Source organism: Variovorax sp. Soil_C_33 (assembly GCF_057656935.1).
In genome coordinates this window covers 137,750-155,885 of the sequence record NZ_JBDGJK010000015.1, presented here as the reverse complement: position 1 = coordinate 155,885, position 18,136 = coordinate 137,750, and the positions used below count along the sequence as shown (strand labels likewise).

Here is an 18,136-nt window from a genome sequence, read left to right as displayed (position 1 = left end):
TGGGACTCTTATCGTCCAATTCCAAACGGCGGTCGCATCGTCAACGCGTCTTTGATGAGCGCCGTGCAGGCCCGCCCAACCCTTGTCACCGATCGGCCTTCGATACCGGGATGGCGCGCCGGGGCGCGGGCAATTGATGACATGCCGCCATGCCTTCTTGACACGACACCATGACGTGATTATCCTTATCGTGTCATGAGCACGACCACGTACGAGAGCCCGCTCCGCGCAGAACAGATGGAGCAGACGCGCCTTCGGATACTGGAGGCGACGGCGGATGTGCTGGCGGACGAGGAGGTCAACGAGGTCACGGTTCCGCTTGTCGCCATGCGCGCCCGCGTGTCGGTCCGTACCGTCTACCGGCACTTCCCGACCAAGGAGGCGCTCTTCGACGAGTTCGGTGAGTGGGCGGAGGAGCACCTGCGGGTCGTCCTCCTTTCCTACCCGGACACGCTCGAGGGCGTCCGCGAGATGGCGCCAGCGCTCTATCGCATGTACGACGAGCGAGCGCCGTTGATCCGCGCCCTCCTATCGAAGCGCGGACAGGAGATCCGGGCCCGCACGCGGCGCCGGCGACTGGCGACGTTCGAGAAGGCGATGCGGGAGGTCACCGGCGGGCTCGGGCCGGCCGAGCGCCGACGCGCCCTTGCGGTGATCTACCTGCTCGTGAGCGCCCCCGCTTGGCAGGCGATGCGCGACCAGTGGGACCTCGAGGGCCAGGAGGCCGGCAAGGCCGCCGCCTGGGCCGTACGCGTGCTGACGGACGAACTTCGCCGCAATCCGGCAAGCATGAAGGAGGTTGGTAACGATGACACTCGTCGCTGAGCAGACCTTCGCCCCGCCCGGTCCGGGATCGTGGTTCCTCGACCCGACTCACTGGACGCGGCCGGTGACCCGCTTCCACGTGGAGATCTTTCCCGACGCGTTCCAGCGCGGCTTCGGCGAGAGCCTCCGCCGCTACGGATCGTTGCTCGAGTGCCTGGAGGCGGGCTTCGTCAACGGGTTCCCGTACTACTGCGCACGTCCCGTCGGCGCGCCGAGGGAGGCGGTCGGTCACCCTCCGAAAGAGGTGTGGGACGAGCTCGCGCGCAGTCACCCAATGATTCGGCGCCGGCTCGAGACGAGCGCGACCGTGTTCGAGCGCAAGCTCTGGCGTGAGGACCTCGAGCGCTGGGACCGGGAGGTAAAGCCCGCGGCGATCCGAGCTCACCTCGCGCTGCTCGCGGTTGACCCGGCGGCGCTCGACACGCCTGCGCTCCTCGCATACATCGATCGCTGCCGCGAGAACCAGATCCATGGCGCGTACATCCATCACCTCTTCAACGTGCCGGCGCTCCTGCCTGTGGGCGACTTCCTCGTGCACGCGCAAGAGTGGACAGGCCGCTCGCCGGCCCAGTTACTCGGTCTCCTCCAGGGCGCAAACCCCGACCCGCTCGGTGCTGACGAGGAGCTCGGGCGACTGGTCGGAGCTCTCCGACGGGATACGGCGGCGACGGCCTTGCTCAGGTCGGCCGGAGAGCCGGGCGAGGTGGTCGCCGCGCTTCGCTCGCTGTCCGGCGACACGGGCCGGCTCGCTTCGGCATACGTCGATCGTGTCGCCTACCGGCCGGTAAACGGCGAGGACGTGGGCGACCCGTCGGTGCACGAGCTTCCCGAGCTGATCGTCGGAGCGATCCGCACAGCATTCGATCGCCTCGAGGCTCCACCGGCGAACGACTTGGACCGGAAGACCTCTGAGTTGCGCGACGCAGTGCCCGCTCGGCATCGCGATGCGTTCGACGCGCTGCTCGAGGAGGCTCGGGCGACCTACCGGCTACGCGACGAGCGGGGCATCTACGCTGACCTCTGGGCGATCGGGATTATGCGGCGCGCGATCCTGGCGGCCGGCCGCCGCCTTACGGCGGCGGGGCGGCTCGCCGATGCGAGCCATCTCGTCGAGGCTGGCTACGCGGAGCTGCGAAGCCTCGTCGAGTCCGGCGACGGCCCATCGGGCGAGGAACTGGCCGAGCGTGCGCGCTACCGGCTCAAGGCGCGCTACGCGGATGCGCCGGCGTTTCTCGGCGGCGAGCCGGGCGATCCGCTGCCGCCCGAGTGGCTGCCGCCCTCGGCGGCAAGGCTGGAGCGCGCGATCGGTGCAGCCGTGCAGGCGATCTTCGCCGCGCCGAAGCCACGCACCGAGGAGCGAAAGGTTCACGGTATCGGCGTCAGCCCGGGCGTGTACGAAGGCACCGCACGGGTGATTCGCGGCACCGAGGAGTTTGGTCGCATCGAGCGGGGCGACGTCCTCGTCACGAACTCCACGACGACGGCATTCAACATCGTGCTGCCTCTCCTCGGCGCGATCGTGACCGACCGGGGCGGGCTGCTCTCGCACGCCGCGATCGTCGCGCGCGAGTACGGGCTGCCAGCAGTCGTCGGGTGCACCGATGCGACCTCCGTGCTCCTGGACGGTGCGAGGGTCATCGTCAATGGCACCGCGGGCGAGGCCGAGGTCGTCGCATGACCGAAGCAGCCGCACCGACCGAACGGGTACGGCCGGATCAGGCGCTGCCCATCACTCCTGCGCGGGCGGCCGTCCTTCAAGAGGCATGCGCAGTAGCCGCCGCCATCCACTCGGCGCTCGCCGGTCTAGATCTCCTCGAGCTCGGCGACGACAGTTGCTTTCGGCCCGCGTCTTCGAATCTCGCCGAGCTCGCCGAGCTACTCAGGCCGTGGGCGTCCCTCCAGCCGGCACTGCGTGGCGAAAGTCGGCTGGCGGACGCAGCGACGACCGCGGCAGCGGAGTCTCTCTATCCGAGACGCGTGGCGCAGCTCGGGGCGCTCTTCCGCCAGAGCGCCGTGCACGCAGCCGGCCTTCTCGTGCAGCCGAGGCTTCAGGTGCTCGACGTCGGCGCGGGGGCCGCTCCCTGATTGCGGGCAGGCGACGATGAAACCGGCAGCGCTCACCGAGGAGCTCGAGGACAGCCTGTTCGGCGGCAAGGCCGCGCAGCTGGCTGCCGCCACGCGTGCGGGCCTGCCCGTTCCCGCGGGCGTCGCGCTTCCGTACGGGTTCGTGGATGCAGTCGCTGCTGACGAACGCGATGCGAGGCAGCGGCTGGCTGCAGTCTTTCGCACGCTCGGCGCCCCGCTCGTGGCGCGCTCGTCCGCAGTGGGCGAGGACTCCGAGCAGGCGAGCTTCGCAGGACAGCACCTGACGCAGCTGAACCTGCGCTCCGAGCCCGAACTCGTTGACGCCGTGTCCGCCATCTGGCGCTCGGCGCGCTCGCCTTCAGCGTTCGCGTACCGCGAGCGCCTCCGGCTGCCGCGCGAGCCGAGAATGGCCGTCGTCGTACAGGAGCTCGTCGACGCGGACTCCGCCGGCGTGCTCTTCAGCCGCAACCCCGTCAACGGGTCGGACGAGCTCGTGGTCGAGGCGGCCTGGGGGCTCGGGGAATCGGTCGTTGCCGGTCTCGTCATCCCAGATCGGTTCCGCTTGAGGCGTGACGGTGCCGTCGTCGCGCGAATCGCGGGACTGAAGGACGTCGCCGTACGCACCGACCCGGAAGGCGGCACAAGCAGCGCACAGGTTCCCGAGGGGCTCGCCCGCGTGCTCTGCCTCGACGATGCACAGCTCGCGGCGCTTCATGCGCTGGCGCTTCGCTGCGACGAGGTGTTCGGCGGGAGCCACGACCTCGAGTGGGCGTTCGCCGGCGGCCGGCTCTACCTCCTGCAGCGGCGAGCGCTCACCGCGATGCCAAGTCCAGCTGCAGGCGACCACACGGACGTGCGCCTGCCGAACTAGCAGACGCGCAGCAACCGGCACGCCCCGCAGAGGCTTCGCGATCCGGCCGAGCACAGCTACGCGAAGGACAACCCTTACCGCCTTTCCAGGGCGCTGGGCTGGAGCTACGTCATCGGCGGAGAGGTCTTGGAGCCCGTTTCGCCTCTTTCCCAAGATGGCCTCATCGTTCAGTCAGTTGTGGTGAGGTGTCGCGCGCCCGAAACACAATCAGCGCCATGCCGGCCAAGCTGACGACAACGCCGGAGCGAGGCAACATGGCTCCCCATTCCACCGGGTGTGGTTCATCCGGTGTCAGGCCTCCGGGATGCGAAGGCCGACCGCGGGCACGATGGCGTCGTCGAGCACATCAGCAATCCGGATGGATGAAGAAGCCGCCCAGTTCCGCGCGAGGTCAGGTGTCATGGTTGGCGGGGCTTACGGAGCATGGGCGTGACGAGCGGTGCCGAACCCACCTGGATCTCGCCTATCACCTCGAAACCATGGCGCTGGTAGAACGGGATGTTCTGCGGCTTCGAAGCCTCGAGATATGCCAATGATCGGTCCTGGTCGCAACGGGCGAGAGCGTGACGCATCAACGCGGCCCCGATGCCTTTTCCCTGTGCGTTCGGCTCGACGCCAATCTGGGGCAAGTACCAATGAGCCTCTCGAGGATGCGACTGTTCCATCTTCTCGAAGGTGGCCAGCGGATCGCCCATGTGTTCAGGCTTTGCTGTGTCACGGAAGACCTTTTCGAGAGCCTGGCCGTTCGGCTCCACGCCGGGAGGCAGCCAGAGTGCGGCGCCGCAGAAGTCCACGGACACATAGGCCGTGCCATGCTGGAAACTGCTGCCTGCGAACTCGCCAGTGGCCACGGGCATGGCCCAAGAGATAGTCGTGCGGCGAAGGCCACGCAAATCGCGCAGGCGGGTCCGTGAGGAATGCCGCCACGATCGCTGCGACGGCGCGTGGAATCTCATCGGACGTGGCACTGCGGATCTCAATCGACGGCTGGATCATTTCGTCCTCCTCATGTGAAAACGGTAGGCTTTCACGCTTGCCGGAAAACTTGGGTTGTCGCGCAAATAGTAGGCCCCGCGCCGGATTGCCGCAGGGATAGGCTGTGGTTGGTGCGGCGACCTACCGCTCCTGGCCGAACGCGGCCCTCAGAGCCACCGTGCGGCTGCGTCAGTCGTATCCATATCGGGAGGTGCTCGTGATGCCACCAGCGTGGCCGCAAAGTAGAAAGCGACGCCTGCCGTCAGACGTTGAAGCATCTGCCCGGCGGCAGGGAAGAGATGCCACGGCAAGGTGAACGCTACAAAAGTCGCGAACCCAACGGACGTTCCAACGTGGGAACCTTGGCGATAAAGCGTCAGAGTCTGGCCCGGGCAGGACACGGTGATCTTGGGCTTGCCTCGAAGGCGTAGGAGCTTTGACATCACTGCTTCCAGTGGAGGTGATGCTGGGGAGCGCTGCCTACCGCGCCAATCGTGCCACGAGGTCGAGCGACTGCTCTTGGGCCGCATCTGCCTAAGCGGTCCGCGTCTCGCCCACCCGACGGTACGCGGCAGCCCGCGCGTCCCAGTCCGTAGCCATGCTTCCTCGGGCAGGCGATGGAGGACATGCCTTGTCGGCTGGTGACAAGCCGGGGCGAGCGGATGGTCGAAGTCATCGGATGCCTTACGTGTCATCCCGAGCTTGGACATCACGGCACGCAGCGACCCGAGAAAACCATCAAGCGGCAGCTCGCAATTCAGAGCCGATCGATGGAAGACATGACCCTTGCCTTGCCGTGCGGTGCATTTCGCGGCGCCGGAGCTCTTGGTGTTGTCCCGGTCGTTGTGACGGTGTCGGCGCGCTGGTGCAATGGCTGGGCGGAGCATGACCGTGACGGGAGCCGAGGGCGCCCCCGCCCACATCCTCTATCATTCCGGCCGCGTACAAGACGCCTCCGGGCCCGCGGGAAGGGTTGAACCCACTTGCCTCTATCTACCAATCCACGCCTTTTGTGCAGCCGACATTGCGGGTCATCGGCATCTGATGCACGGAGGTGTTCATGAAGCGCATTCCCTCTCGGCCCGACATCGGCCAATTGAAGAAGCAGGCCAAGGAGTTGCTTGCCCTCTATCGTGGCGGCGATCCCGTGGCGATGCAGCGGTTCCGCGAGGCCCTACCAGCCGCTCGCGGTGGAAACGATGCGGACTTGGCCGCTCGGTCCTTGCGCCTGCACGACGCGCAGTCGTGCATCGCGCGCGAATACGGCTTTCCCTCCTGGGCCGATCTGCAGCTCTTTGTGCTTGCCCGCCGAACGCTGGCCGACGACCCGAACCAAACGGTGCGCCACTGGCTGCGCATGGTCTACGCCGGCGACGTCGCCGGCGGCAACAACGCCAACCGGCCGGCAGTGGCGGCACGGCTTCTGAGCGAGAACCCAACACTGCACGGCGACGATCCATACCTGGCCTGCGCCCTCGGCGATGAGCCGGCCCTTCGTCGCGCCACCACGCGCGACCCCGCGTGGGTCAACAAAGTGAATGGGCCACTGCGCCTGCCCCCGCTGGTGGCCGTGACCCATTCTGGGCTCGCCAGTCGGCCGGGCTTTCGCGAGCGGCTGCGTGATTGCGCGAGATTCCTACTCGACGCCGGCGCGTCGCCCAACCAGTCCATCGGCAACCGCTGGCCGCCAGCCTCGCTGGAGGCGCCTTCGGAGACCGAGCGGCTGTCGGCGCTCTATGGCGCCGCTGGAAAGGCCTTCGATCCGGAACTGACCCAGCTACTGCTCGACGCCGGCGCCGACCCCAACGACGGCGAATCTCTCTACCACTCGCTTGAGGCGCCGGCTTGCACCAAGCTCCTGCTCGAAGCCGGTGCACGGATCGCCGGCTCGAACGCGATGTACCGCGCCCTCGACCTCGACGATGTCGGCGTGCTGCAACTGTTGCTGGTCCACGGTGGCGATCCGAACGAACCGCCGATGGGTCCGCCCACGACCGAGTGGGGTTCGCCGTTGTTGTGGGCCATCCGACGGCGCCGATCGCTCGCACACATCCAAGCCCTGCTCGCAGCGGGTGCCAAGGCGGACGTCTGCACACAGGATGGTGTGCCGGCCCACACGCTGGCGCTTCGCTTCGGGCGGCCTGACGTTGCGGAACTACTGGAGCGTGCAGGCGCAGACCGGAAGCCGTTAGCCGCGGATGACGCCTTTGTTGCGGCATGCGCACGCGGCGACGCCGACTCGGCGCGCGCGATTCAGAAGGCCCACCCAGGAGTGATCGAGAGGCTGGACGATGGCCGGCTGCGCCTGCTGCCGGAACTCGCGGCGCAGGGTTGCAACGACTCGGTCAAGGCCATGGTGGCCTGCGGCTGGCCGCTGGAGATCCGCGGCGGCGACATTGATGCCACCGCCCTAAACCAGGCCGTTTTCCGCGGCGACGCGGCCCTCACTCGCTTTCTGCTGGAGCAGGGCGCAGATTGGCGAACGCTGCATGGCTTCGGCGACAACGTCTACGGCACCCTGTCCTGGGCTTCGCTGAACGAACCACTGGAAGGCGGCGACTGGGTCGGATGCGCCAGGGCTTTGTTCTCCCATGGCCTCCCGCGTGCGCGGCCAGACCCGAGCGGCTCGGACATCGTGCTAATCGGCGATAGGCGCTACCAGTTCGCGGACGAAGTCACGGACGTGCTTCTCGGCGCCGAGGGCATGCCAGACACCGACGAATAGGTGGGAGGCAGCGTGCGGCATCCTTCGATAGGGGACAGCGGCTGTCGCGCGAAGGGCCTCACACGCTAACGGAGCGCCTGCCGCGCAACCTCGCGCTCGAAGCCATCGATCCCGCCTTCGAAGGGCGTGTTGTTCATCTTGCGAAGGCGCAGTTGCAGCTCTGGGTGCTGCAAGGCGGCACTGACCTCCCGGTTCAGCGAGCCAGCAATCTCGGCAGGCAGCCCCGGCGGCCCGAAGATGCCGAAGAGCGAATCGAGATTGGCGCCGGCAAAGCCGAGTTCAGCAAGCGTTGGTGTGATTGGCAGCACAGCCAGTCTCTCAGATGCTCCGACGGCGAGGGCTACTAACCGACCGGCCGCGACTTCCTTGAGCTGTGCAGAAGCAACGTTCGTTGATAGCACTTCGAAATGGCCGGCCAGGGCATCCGTGAGTTGCTGGCCACCGCCCTTGTAGGGGACGTGGACGATCTCCGCCCCGCTCGCGCGGCGCACTCGCTCGAGGACCGCATGCCCGGTCGTTCCCTCGCCTGTAGTCGCCCAGCGTATGCGCCCGGGGCTGGCCTTTGCGTATTCCACCATCGCGTGAAAGGTACGAGGCTGAAGGCTGCGCGTGCCGACGATGAGGACGGGCGTTCGCATGACTCCGGCGACCGGGGCCACATCCCGTGCGGCGGTGACGTTGGCCTGCATGGCGTGCGCACGCAGCGCGACAGCGGTCGCCGCCACGAAGCACAGGCTGTGACCGTCCGGCTCGCGTCGTGCCAGCACGTTAAGTGCGAGCGTGCCGCTCGCGCCGGCACGGTTTTCGACAACGACCGCGACGCCGAGGCGAGCCGTCAGCACTTCGGCGAGGGCGCGAGCGATCTGATCGCTGATGCCACCTGCGGGATAGCCGACCGTGAGCAGCACAGGGCGCTTTGCCCACGACGGGGATGCCCGGCGCACCGCGGCCCCCGATTGTGTGGACTCGAGCGCCGGCGAGCCACGCGGCGTCAGTGCGCCGGAGACCGCGAGCAAGACTAGAGCGCGCCGGCTTAGAGGGACGTGTTGGCGGCAGTCAGAGGTCAAAGCTGCTGCACCACCTGCGCTCGGATCAGTCACGATATGAGGCCGCTTGCTCACGCACCAGAGCGATGAAGTTGCCCGTGGGGCCGTCGCAGTCCGAGTGCCGATAGACGAGCGTGAGCGGCGAGCTCAACAGCGACGCGTCCTGGAGCTTTCGATAGACAACAGCCTTGGCATGCGCCCCCTGCATCGAAGCCGGCACGATCGACAGTCCTACGCCCGCAGCAACCAGATTGAGGTTTGTCATCATGTGCTCTACCTCCATTGCCAGCTCGACGTTCACCCGGGCCCGCTCGCAAGCCGCGAGCAGATTGGCGTAAAGCCCTGGAGCGCCCGGACGTCGAACCAGGATGAGCCGCTCGCCCTCCAGTTCCTTCAAGGAGACCTTCCTCCGCGTTGACACTGCGAGCCGGTGCCCTATCGGAATTGCAAGGACGGAATGCTCCTGCAGCAGCTGATCGAAGGCCAGCCCCGGGGGGCGAGCGACAGGTACGCGCACGAAGCCGCAGTTCAAGCGCCCATGGAGCACCGCTTCGGTGATCTCGGCGGCATTGTTCTCGCTCACATCGATCTGCACTTCAGGGTGGCGGCTGCGGCACAACCGCAAGGAAGCCGGGGTGAAGGCGTGTGCAGCCGCCGAAGTGGTGAAGCCGATGGCGATGCGCCCACGTCGGCCTTGCACGAAGTCCAGCATGCGTTCCTGAACCACGGCGAACTCCGCGAGCAGGCGCTTGGCTTCGCTCTGCAGGATTCGACCCGCCTCTGTCAGCTCGACTCCCTTGGGATGCCGATTGAAGAGCCGGGTACCGAGCTCCGCCTCGAGCGCACGGATCTGCTGCGACAGGGGTGGCTGCTGTATCCCGAGCGTGTCGGCGGCGCGGGTGATATGCCCGCTTTGCGCGACGGCCATGAAGTACCGCAAGTGGCGAATCTCGATATTCATTTCGTATGGTGTCGAGATTTTAGACATCTTTGCTATATCAGGATGCGCTCCACAGAATGCACCGCAATTACCAGGAGACAAGAGAATGAAAGCACTGTGTAGCTCCGTTGCCGTCGCTGCGACCGTGATCCTGACGCTTTCCGCCTGCGGCGGCGGCGGCACCGACAATGAGCCTGCGCCGCCGCCGTCGGCGCAGCCTGCGGTGCCAGCGCCAGCACCTGCGCCTTCGGAACCGGCACCCAATGAGCCGCCAGTGGAGGCAGCGCCGAAACCAGTCTCCTGCCCTGCGGCTATCCCTTCGACGGCGAGCTGTCTGTCTGGCCTCGACTCCAAGGGGGCGTACTACCTGATTGCAAAGCCTGCCGCTTGGAACGGCAAGCTGGTCCTCCACGCGCACGGCGGCCCAAGCCTGGATGCGCCGACGGAAGACCGGGCCGTCGAAGATCTGACACGATGGGCGGTGATGGTGGAAGCCGGCTACGCCTGGGCTGGTTCCACATTCCGCCAGGGCGGCGTGGAAGTGCGGGCCGCCGCCGAGGACACCGAGCGCCTGCGCGGCATCTTCCGTCAGTACGTCGGCAAGCCCGCGCGCACCATCCTGCACGGGCAGTCGTGGGGAGCGGGGGTGGCCGTGAAGGCCGCCGAGATGTTCACTGCAGAGACCATCGGTGAGCAACCCTACGACGGCGTACTGCTCACCAGCGGCGTTCTGGCTGGAGGCACGCGCTCCTACGATTTCCGGACCGACCTGCGCGTCGTCTACCAGTACCTGTGTAACAACCATCCTCGGCCCACCGAGAGCGGCTACGCATTGAACCTTGGCCTTCCAGCAGGCGTCACCATGACGCAGGCGAACCTTGCAGCGCGCGTGAACGAATGTCTCGCACTGAACAAGCCTTCGGCCGACCGTACGGCCGAACAGAAGGCGCGCATCGAGACCATCGAGAAAGTCATCAAGATCCCGGCCAGTGCAATCCAGTCGCACCTGAACTGGGGAACGTTCCACTTCCAGGATGTGACGAGTAGGCGCACCGGCGGCTCGAGCCCATTCGGGAACGCGGGCGTGGCCTATGCGGGCTCTGCCGATGATGTGGCGCTCAATGCAGGCGTACTGCGCTACAGCGCGGATCCAGCGGCCTACCAACGCTTTGCGGCGGACACGGACCCAGTGGGCAAGATTCCGGTGCCGGTCCTCACGGTCAAGTGGATTAGCGATCCGACTGCCTTTGTCGAGCTGGACGCCTATTTCAAGTCGATCATGCAGCAGGGCGGAAGTGGCGATCGACTCGTGCAGACATTCACCACCAGCGGAACGCACAGCTTCATCAGCAGCCCCACCTACCCCACGCTGATGACCGCCTTGCTGGCCTGGGTGGAGCAGGGCACCAAGCCCACCCCTGCGAGCATTGCGTCGGCGTGCCCGGCCAACGAAGCGGCCTTTGGACCGGGTTGCACCTTCGATCCGAGCTATGCGCCGCCGGCTCTTGAAACCCGCGTGCCGGCGCGTGACAGGCCGCAGTGACACTCGGCGGCGCTTTGCCACAGGACGGCGCCGCTTCCTCTGGTCATCAACACATAGGCGGCAAAGTCATTCGCTTGGCAATTCGGCCTTGATGTCACGCTCTCGTTCAGAACTGCGCCTGACCGGTGCCCGTGCGGTCATGCACCCACCTCATCGCCTGCTGTTCGGCGTGGCGCAGCGCTTCTGACTCCGTTCGGTAGGCAACCTCACCGGTGTCGTTGGGCAGCGCACTTCCCTGCAAGTCTGCCGGGCCATCGACCAGGAGCGCGACCGGCCGAAACATGGTCTCGTTCATCGGCTCTGCTCGCAGCGAGAACCGAAACCCGCGGTAGGCAAAGGAATGGCCGTTTGAAACTGGGGTGCTGGGATCTGTCCGCATCTCTGTCGCCTTTGAGGAACTTGGCAACATCCTGCCGAACTACCGCAGCTTCGACGTGCAGGCGCTCACAGGCAGCGTCTGAAGGACAGCGCCCTCGCGGAGCTTCCGAATGACGACTCCTTCTCCGCCCTGGCCAGTGCCACCGCGCCGGCCGCGTCATCTGAAACGAGATCTGATGATCCCTCCCTCGGTACCAGTCGACCTGACGCGCCGGCTGGAGACCCGCATGCTCATCCAGAGCAGGAGCGGGGGGCTGGATGTCATTCCTCCAGTGGCGGCGGAGTCGGCGTCGGAACATCGACGAGTTCATGGTTCGTCGAGCGCTTCACTTCGCTTCTACCGCCGCTCGGTGCCCTGATGTTGGCGAGTTGAGCTCAAGGCTGGCAGTAATAGGAGGAGGGTACGTCACGAAAGGGCCGTATAGGTGCACCTGGCGTTGAGTCCGGTGGAGGACTCTCTTTCTGTCGGGCGAGGTCAGGAACTATTCGGACAAGGAGCTTGGGGCGCCAGGAGGGGCAACGCGCATGGCGCCAACCGTGAGCGCATGATCCACCCGCGCTCATCCTTGGGAGGGAGTGCCGCCCCGTTTTCCCGCTAGGGCTCCCGCTCCCCGGTCGGCAGCGAAAACCGGAACACTGCGCCGTGGGGCAGGTTCGGCGTGGTCCATAGCCGGCCGCCATGGGCCTCGACGATCGACCGGCTGATGGAAAGCCCCATGCCGATGCCCTGCGCCTTGGAGGTACAGAACGGCTCGAAGAGCTTGTCCGCGAATTCGGTCGCGACGCCGGGGCCGGAGTCGCGCACCTCGATGCACACGCCGCCAGCCGCTTCGCCCGCGCAGCCGATGACCAGCTGCCGAGGACGATCGCCGGGCGCGCTCATCGCGTCGATGGCGTTGGCGATCAGGTTGAGGATCACCTGCTGGATCTGCACCCTGTCGCCGCGTACGCTCGGCAGACCGTCGGCGAGCGCCGTCTTGAGCGCGATGTTGTTGCGGCGCATCTGGTCGCGCGTGAGCGCGATCACGTCGAGGATGGTCTCTTTGACATCGACGAGATCCCGGCGCGGCGGCTGGCGCATCACCAGGGCGCGGATGCGGTCGATGACTTCGCTCGCGCGCTGGCCGTCTCTGGCGATGCGTTCGAGCGAGCGCTGTGCCTTCTCGAGCTGGGGCGGCTCGGCCTCGAGCCAGCGCGCGCAGGACCCCGCGCTCGCGACCATCGCTGTGAGCGGCTGGTTCACCTCGTGGGCGATTGACGCCGCCAGCACGCCGAGCGTGGTCACTCGGTTCACCCGTGCCAGCGCCGCCTGCGCCTCGCGCAGCGCTTCCGACGCGAGGACGTGTTCGGTGAGATCGCGCGAGATCACGAGCACCGCCTCCAGGCGCTCCGAGTCGAGCCGCAGCGGCGAACACGACACCGACAGGTAGAAGCGGCCCAGTTCGGTTGTGAACCATTCCGCGAAAGTGACGTGCTCTCCGGCCAGACAGCGGTCGAGATGCGGCTTCAAGGTGCGCTCGAAGACGTCGGTCCCCGAAAGATCGGCGACATGCATGCCGACGATTTTCTCGGCCGGCATCCCCCAGTTGCGCTCATAGACCGGGTTGACTCTTTGATAGCGGTAGTCCCGGCCGATCACGGCCACGCCATCGGAGGCGCTCTCGAACACTTGGCGCGTCAGATACTCGGCCCGCTTTCGAGCGTCGAGGTCCGCCACGGTCACCGCCTGGAGCAACTCGCGGCGGGTGAACGGCTTGGTCAGCGCGCGCGCGGCCCCCAGCGCGACCGCGCTGTCCGCGTCCAGTCCGCGTCCGAATTGGAAGAGGCCCGAGATCGCGATCACCGGGATGTCCGGGTGGTGCCGTTGCAACTCGGCGATGACGTCCGCGCCACTCGTTCCCGGCATGTGGATGTCGGTGACCACCAGTGCCGGGGCTGCCGATCTCACGGCTGCGAGCCCGGCGCTTCCGTCCGCGGCCGTGCGCACCACGTAGCCGGCCGCCTCGAGCCACTCCGCCAAGGCTTCGCGCATGATCTCGTCGTCTTCGATGACGAGGATGTCATTGGTCGTAGTCATGATCCTTCGCCGAAGGGAAAAATCCTTGACCAGTGCTCCTTGCAGAGGTCATCTTGTCGATGCCTCTCGCCCTGATCCGAATTAGGCTACGGAGAGCAGAAAAAGGAAAGCAGGCCGGAGCGGCACGTGGCGACCAAGGCTCAGGCTCCCGAGCGGTCGGCCCCGCGAACTCCTGCATCTCCCCCTTGCCGGAGGCGCATCAAGCGCATAGATTTCGATGGATCCATGGTGACGGGGCGAGTTCTCCGATGATCCTCAAAGCGCGTGAGTCGGGCACACGGTCCCCGGGCAACGGCTGGCTGGCTTCGATTTCGCGGATCCCAGGAGGCGGCATCGGGATCGCGCTGCTGCTTCGTGTGGTGCTGTTCAGCACCGTGGTCACGCTGGTGCTGACCATCTTGCAGTTGTCCTTGAGCTACCGCAGCGAGAGGGCGCGCCTCGAGAGCCGCTTCGGCGAGATCGATCAGGCCACATCGCGCAGCCTGAGCGAAAGCCTGTGGACGCTGGATTCGAAGCAACTCCAGGAGCAACTCGACGGCATCTTGCGCCTGCCCTCTATGCGCGCCGTGGAGGTTCGGGAGGTGGCTTCGTCTGCCCATGCCTTAACGGTCTTTCGTGGCAAGCGACAGACGGCCAGCGTTGTCGTGAAGGAGTTTCCGCTGACCTGCTGCGGCGAACGGCCAGAAGTCATCGGCGTGCTACGCATCGAAGCGACTCTCACGGACATCTACCGCGACATCGCGGCGCAGGCTGTCGTCATCCTCCTGAGCAACGCTGCCAAAACCTTCCTGGTCGCACTTTTCATCTTATTCATCGTGCACCGCCTGGCGACGCGCCATCTGCAGGACATGGCCGTTTCGCTGGGCAGCGTCACCCCGGATGCGGAGGCCGCGCCGTTGCGATTGCGGCGCGTGCCGGGCAAGGGCGATGAACTCGACCAGCTGGTGGATGCCCTCAACGCGATGCGCGAGAGGCTGCGGCAACACGCCATGGAGCTCAGGAATGCCAATGCGCGCATGGCGGCGATCTTGGACAACATCCCTGACCTCGCATGGGTCAAGGACGCGAGCGGTCATCTGGTCGCAGTCAACCGAGCTTTCGCCGCCACCAAGGGCGTTTCCGAGCCGCGCCAGATGATAGGGATGACCGATTTCGAGCTAAACCCCCCCGAACTCGCCAGGAGCTATCTTCTCGACGACGCTGAAGTGATGGCATCGAACGGCAGCAAACGGATCGAGGAGCACCACATCAACGCCGACGGGAGCAGCACCCTGGTCGAGACCATCAAGACTGCGCTGCACGGCGGCGATGGCCGCGTGGCCGGTACGGTCGGCATCGCTCGTGACATCACCGCGCGGCGGCAGGCCGAGGCGGATCGGGTTGCACGGCAGGCAGCCGAAGCAGCGAATCAGGCCAAAAGCGAGTTCCTGGCCAACATGAGCCACGAGATCCGCACGCCGATGAATGCCATTCTCGGCATGGCATACCTGGCCCTGCAAAGCGGACTCAACCCGCAACAGCTCGACTACGTGCAGAAGATCCACGGCGCTGCCGAATCGCTGCTCAGGATCATCAACGACATCCTCGATCTCTCCAAGATCGAGGCCGGCAAGCTCGACATCGAGTGCATTCCATTCGACCTCGGCGACGTGATGGACGCACTGGGCAACCTGCTCGGCCTGAATGTCGAGGCGAAGGGCCTCGAGTTGCTGTTCGTCCTGCCGCCGGAGTTGCCGGTGGCCCTGGTGGGCGATCCCTCCCGTCTGCGCCAGGTGCTGCTCAACCTGGGCTACAACGCGGTCAAGTTCACCGAGCGCGGCGAGGTCGTCATCGCCATCGAAGTCGTCGAGCACGAGGCGCAGTCCGTTCGACTGCGATTCGAGGTGCGTGACACCGGCATCGGCATGGCGTCCGACGTGCAGCAGCGCCTGTTCCAGCCGTTCTCGCAGGGCGACTCGTCGACGAGCAGGCGCTACGGCGGCAGCGGACTGGGGCTGTCGATCAGTCGTCACCTGGTGCGCATGATGGGCGGCGACATCCAGGTCGACAGCGCGCCGAACCTCGGCAGCCGATTCCACTTCACGCTGCGCTTCGACCTGCAGCCGGAGCCGGCAAAACAATCCTTGCTGCACCAGGAAGTCCTGCGCGGCCGCCGCGTGCTGGTCGTGGACGACAACGCCTGCGCCCGCGACGTGCTTACCCAAATGAGCACCGCGCTCGGACTGCAAGCCGACACCGCGGCCGATGGTCAGGACGCCCTGCGCATGGTGGAGCTTGCCGATTCGAGCGACAAGGCATACGACCTCGTTCTTCTCGATTGGAAGATGCCGGGCCTCGGCGGCGTGGAGTGCGCGCGCCAGCTGAGCGAGCGCGAACGCCGGCGCCCGCGGACATCCACCGTGCTGATGGTGACCGCCTTTGGCCGCGACGAAGTGCAGGGACAGCTGAGGGCTCGAGACCTCGGCGTCGGCGCGCTGCTGATCAAGCCGGTCATTCCGGCGACGCTTCTTGAAGCCTGCAGCCAGGCGCTCGGTCCGTCGGCTCCCCGCAAGACCCGAACGACCAAGAGCGAGGAGGCATTGCTGCGCCATCAAGCCCGCCTGCGCGGCGCGCGGATCCTCGTTGTGGAGGACGACCCCATCAACCGCGAGATCGCCTCGACCGTGTTGCGTCGCGCCGGCATCGTCGTCAGCGTTGCCTGCGATGGCAGGGAGGCCCTGGACATGCTGGAGCGGCAGCGTTTCGACGGCGTCCTGATGGACTGCCAGATGCCCGTCATGGACGGTTACGCTGCCACCCGTGCGCTGCGTGAGCAGCCGTCGGGGCGCGAGCTGCCGGTGATTGCGATGACTGCCAACGCGCTGGTCGGCGATCGCGACAAGGTGCTGGCAGCCGGCATGAACGACCACATGGCCAAGCCGATCGAGGTCGAAGCGTTGTTCGCAACGCTCGCCCGCTGGGTTCGCCCGGCCGCGATCGAGCCCGCGCAAGCGCCGAAGTCCGCCTGCGACGCATCGCGCACCGATTCGCTGGAAGGAGTGGCCGGAATCGACCACCGCGCGGGCCTCGACGCGATGGGCGACGAGGCCCTCTACCGTCGCCTGCTGCAAATGTTTCGCGATCGGGAAGCGGACTTCCCGGAGCGCTTCCGGGCCGCGCGCGCGATGGGCCAGAAGGAGGCGGCGATGCGCATGGCGCACAACCTGAAGAGCGTCACCGGTGCCCTCGCCGTACGCGCCGTTCATCCCGCGGCGGCGGAGCTCGAACGGGCCTGCAGCGACGGCACCGACGATGCGGATGTCGAGACCCTGGTTCGAAGAGTGGCTCAGCTGCTCGGTCCGGTCATTTCCGAGTTGCAGGCGCTCGGGCCAAGACAGCTGCCCTGAACGGGCGGGGCCGCCCACGCAGCGCGGCGCTGCAACGGCCGTGGCCTGCTCCGGCTGGATAAGACGGGCTCACCGCCCCCGTTTGTGGTCGTACCAAAGTTCCGGCCGGTTGGATGGTGTCTCGGGCGTCAGCAAGGGGTTTCGCAGCTCGATGACCGTGCGCTTGTCCAGGCGCGCCTTGCGCAGCCGGTCGCCAAAGTGCTGCAGGAAGAGCTTGTCGAACGAGCCGTCGGCAATCGATTTTTCGAGTCCTTCGCGGATGTCTTGTGCCAGCTTGGTGTTCTTGCGGTTCACCATGAAGTAGGAGTCGTAGAAGTAGTGCAAGGCGAGATGAGGTTCCACTTCGAGAGTGTCAGCGTTGATCGCCTGCTCGTCCCAGATTTCCATGACGCTGCGCGGAAAGTAGTCGAAGCGCTTGCCGTCGAGCATCTTGAACAGGACTTCGTATTTCGGGGCGGTGATCACCTCGATGCCGTTGGCCCGGAGGATGTTCGTGTCGGGCCACTCGTGTCCCTGCGCGAGCCGCACGCCTTTCAGGTCGTCCAGCGTCCTGACGCCCGCCACCAGGTCCTTGTCGCCCTTGCGGACCAGGCCCAGGCGCCATCCGAGAATGCCCTTGTTCACGGGGATGCGGATCGGCAGCAGCCGCGCCTCGCGCTCGGCGGAGCTGGGGATCGGGCCGACATCGAGCGTGCGTCCTGCTTCGATCTCCAGCACCTGGCGCTCCTGGTTCATGGGGAACTCGGCCGTCTGGATCCGATACTCGGTGCCGGTCTTCGACAGCGCGAGCTGCAGCAACTGCAACGGGTAGTCGAAGCGGCGATCGCCCTCGAACTCGGGCCTCGGGAAGCGGACGATGTCCACGCCGGCGGCGCTCAGGTGGCAGGCAAGCATGAGGCAGGCCAACAGACGAGACATCATGGACATGATCTTCTCCTCGCCCAGCCGGCCCCGGCGGCCGATTGGCGCTCTACGGGCATTCGCCCGCGCACTGACGAATCGAATCAGCTTACATCCCCAAGTCGATCTCGTCACCGTCTCGAAGCCTGCGGTGAATGCGACGGGGGGCTGTGCAACGCGACCGTGGCTGCTCGATTCGGATGTTCCCCTTGAGGATTTGCTCTCAGCCCCTTGCTGCCAAAAGCGCTGCAGCATGGGCTGCCAGCGAAGAAAACCAACATGGCAACGATCGAGTTCTGCGCCTTCTTCGGTTCGGTCGCATTCGTTGGAGCGCCTCGGTGTTTCTCGGGAAAGCTACTTGACCCTCTCGTAACGTCACGGTCTA

General features: G+C 66.2%; 13 protein-coding genes. 7 read left to right on the top strand and 6 right to left on the bottom strand.

Annotated elements, in window-relative coordinates:
• The first annotated feature begins 195 nt into the window (after nucleotides 1-195).
• Genes AC3A6B_RS22205 through AC3A6B_RS22190 form a run of 4 tightly spaced genes read left to right on the top strand, consistent with a single transcriptional unit; the run spans nucleotide 196 to nucleotide 3,781 of the window.
• On the top strand, nucleotides 196-825 hold the full coding sequence (locus tag AC3A6B_RS22205) for a TetR/AcrR family transcriptional regulator (RefSeq protein WP_436296806.1): 630 nt from the start codon (nucleotides 196-198) through the stop codon (nucleotides 823-825).
• Entirely contained in the window at nucleotides 809-2,503 is a 1,695-nt protein-coding gene (locus AC3A6B_RS22200) for a PEP-utilizing enzyme (protein ID WP_487838808.1), read from the top strand. The genes AC3A6B_RS22205 and AC3A6B_RS22200 overlap by 17 nt, the downstream gene beginning before the upstream one ends.
• Entirely contained in the window at nucleotides 2,500-2,910 is a 411-nt protein-coding gene (locus AC3A6B_RS22195) for a hypothetical protein (protein ID WP_487838807.1), read from the top strand. The genes AC3A6B_RS22200 and AC3A6B_RS22195 overlap by 4 nt, the downstream gene beginning before the upstream one ends.
• A 16-nt stretch (nucleotides 2,911-2,926) precedes the next feature.
• A complete protein-coding gene (locus AC3A6B_RS22190; protein WP_487838806.1) occupies nucleotides 2,927-3,781 on the top strand; it encodes a PEP/pyruvate-binding domain-containing protein in 855 nt (284 codons plus the stop codon).
• Between the two features lie 398 nt (nucleotides 3,782-4,179).
• Here AC3A6B_RS22190 and AC3A6B_RS22185 read toward each other — a convergent pair whose 3' ends face one another.
• The gene (locus AC3A6B_RS22185; RefSeq protein WP_487838805.1) at nucleotides 4,180-4,638 is read right to left on the bottom strand and encodes a GNAT family N-acetyltransferase; all 459 of its coding nucleotides are present in this window, start codon (nucleotides 4,636-4,638) and stop codon (nucleotides 4,180-4,182) included.
• A 1,178-nt stretch (nucleotides 4,639-5,816) separates the two neighbouring features.
• On the opposite strand from AC3A6B_RS22185, the gene AC3A6B_RS22180 reads away from it, so the two are divergent.
• Nucleotides 5,817-7,481, top strand: coding sequence for an ankyrin repeat domain-containing protein (locus AC3A6B_RS22180; protein ID WP_487838804.1), 1,665 nt, complete (start codon nucleotides 5,817-5,819; stop codon nucleotides 7,479-7,481).
• Nucleotides 7,482-7,546: 65 nt separating this feature from the next.
• Here AC3A6B_RS22180 and AC3A6B_RS22175 read toward each other — a convergent pair whose 3' ends face one another.
• Together AC3A6B_RS22175 and AC3A6B_RS22170 are read right to left on the bottom strand one after the other, a co-directional pair.
• Nucleotides 7,547-8,389: a tripartite tricarboxylate transporter substrate binding protein gene (locus tag AC3A6B_RS22175; protein WP_487838803.1), complete on the bottom strand. Its 843-nt coding sequence runs from the start codon at nucleotides 8,387-8,389 to the stop codon at nucleotides 7,547-7,549.
• 184 nt (nucleotides 8,390-8,573) lie between these two features.
• Entirely contained in the window at nucleotides 8,574-9,482 is a 909-nt protein-coding gene (locus AC3A6B_RS22170) for a LysR family transcriptional regulator (RefSeq protein WP_487838824.1), read from the bottom strand.
• A 91-nt stretch (nucleotides 9,483-9,573) separates the two neighbouring features.
• Between AC3A6B_RS22170 and AC3A6B_RS22165 the strand changes: the two genes are divergently transcribed.
• Nucleotides 9,574-11,010 (top strand): hypothetical protein, encoded by a 1,437-nt coding sequence (locus AC3A6B_RS22165; RefSeq protein ID WP_487838802.1) that lies wholly within the window; start codon nucleotides 9,574-9,576, stop codon nucleotides 11,008-11,010.
• A gap of 106 nt (nucleotides 11,011-11,116) precedes the next feature.
• On the opposite strand, the gene AC3A6B_RS22160 is transcribed toward AC3A6B_RS22165, so the two are convergent.
• Entirely contained in the window at nucleotides 11,117-11,305 is a 189-nt protein-coding gene (locus AC3A6B_RS22160; RefSeq protein ID WP_487838801.1) for a hypothetical protein, read from the bottom strand.
• A gap of 678 nt (nucleotides 11,306-11,983) precedes the next feature.
• Complete coding sequence (locus AC3A6B_RS22155) at nucleotides 11,984-13,465, bottom strand: sensor histidine kinase (RefSeq protein WP_487838800.1); 1,482 nt, start codon at nucleotides 13,463-13,465, stop codon at nucleotides 11,984-11,986.
• A gap of 248 nt (nucleotides 13,466-13,713) precedes the next feature.
• Between AC3A6B_RS22155 and AC3A6B_RS22150 the strand changes: the two genes are divergently transcribed.
• A complete protein-coding gene (locus AC3A6B_RS22150; RefSeq protein WP_487838799.1) occupies nucleotides 13,714-16,851 on the top strand; it encodes a response regulator in 3,138 nt (1,045 codons plus the stop codon).
• A gap of 69 nt (nucleotides 16,852-16,920) precedes the next feature.
• On the opposite strand, the gene AC3A6B_RS22145 is transcribed toward AC3A6B_RS22150, so the two are convergent.
• Nucleotides 16,921-18,006: a substrate-binding periplasmic protein gene (locus tag AC3A6B_RS22145; RefSeq protein ID WP_487838798.1), complete on the bottom strand. Its 1,086-nt coding sequence runs from the start codon at nucleotides 18,004-18,006 to the stop codon at nucleotides 16,921-16,923.
• Nucleotides 18,007-18,136: the final 130 nt, after the last annotated feature.

Bases quoted from the DNA above. Each gene is read 5' to 3' on its own strand.
- AC3A6B_RS22200 (WP_487838808.1), top strand. From the start codon at position 809: ATGACACTCGTCGCTGAGCAGACCTTCGCCCCGCCCGGTCCGGGATCG.
- AC3A6B_RS22190 (WP_487838806.1), top strand. From the start codon at position 2,927: ATGAAACCGGCAGCGCTCACCGAGGAGCTCGAGGACAGCCTGTTCGGC.
- AC3A6B_RS22145 (WP_487838798.1), bottom strand. From the start codon at position 18,006: ATGCTGCAGCGCTTTTGGCAGCAAGGGGCTGAGAGCAAATCCTCAAGG.
- AC3A6B_RS22155 (WP_487838800.1), bottom strand. From the start codon at position 13,465: ATGACTACGACCAATGACATCCTCGTCATCGAAGACGACGAGATCATG.
- AC3A6B_RS22165 (WP_487838802.1), top strand. From the start codon at position 9,574: ATGAAAGCACTGTGTAGCTCCGTTGCCGTCGCTGCGACCGTGATCCTG.
- AC3A6B_RS22150 (WP_487838799.1), top strand. From the start codon at position 13,714: ATGATCCTCAAAGCGCGTGAGTCGGGCACACGGTCCCCGGGCAACGGC.
- AC3A6B_RS22205 (WP_436296806.1), top strand. From the start codon at position 196: ATGAGCACGACCACGTACGAGAGCCCGCTCCGCGCAGAACAGATGGAG.
- AC3A6B_RS22185 (WP_487838805.1), bottom strand. From the start codon at position 4,638: ATGCCCGTGGCCACTGGCGAGTTCGCAGGCAGCAGTTTCCAGCATGGC.
- AC3A6B_RS22160 (WP_487838801.1), bottom strand. From the start codon at position 11,305: ATGAACGAGACCATGTTTCGGCCGGTCGCGCTCCTGGTCGATGGCCCG.
- AC3A6B_RS22195 (WP_487838807.1), top strand. From the start codon at position 2,500: ATGACCGAAGCAGCCGCACCGACCGAACGGGTACGGCCGGATCAGGCG.
- AC3A6B_RS22180 (WP_487838804.1), top strand. From the start codon at position 5,817: ATGAAGCGCATTCCCTCTCGGCCCGACATCGGCCAATTGAAGAAGCAG.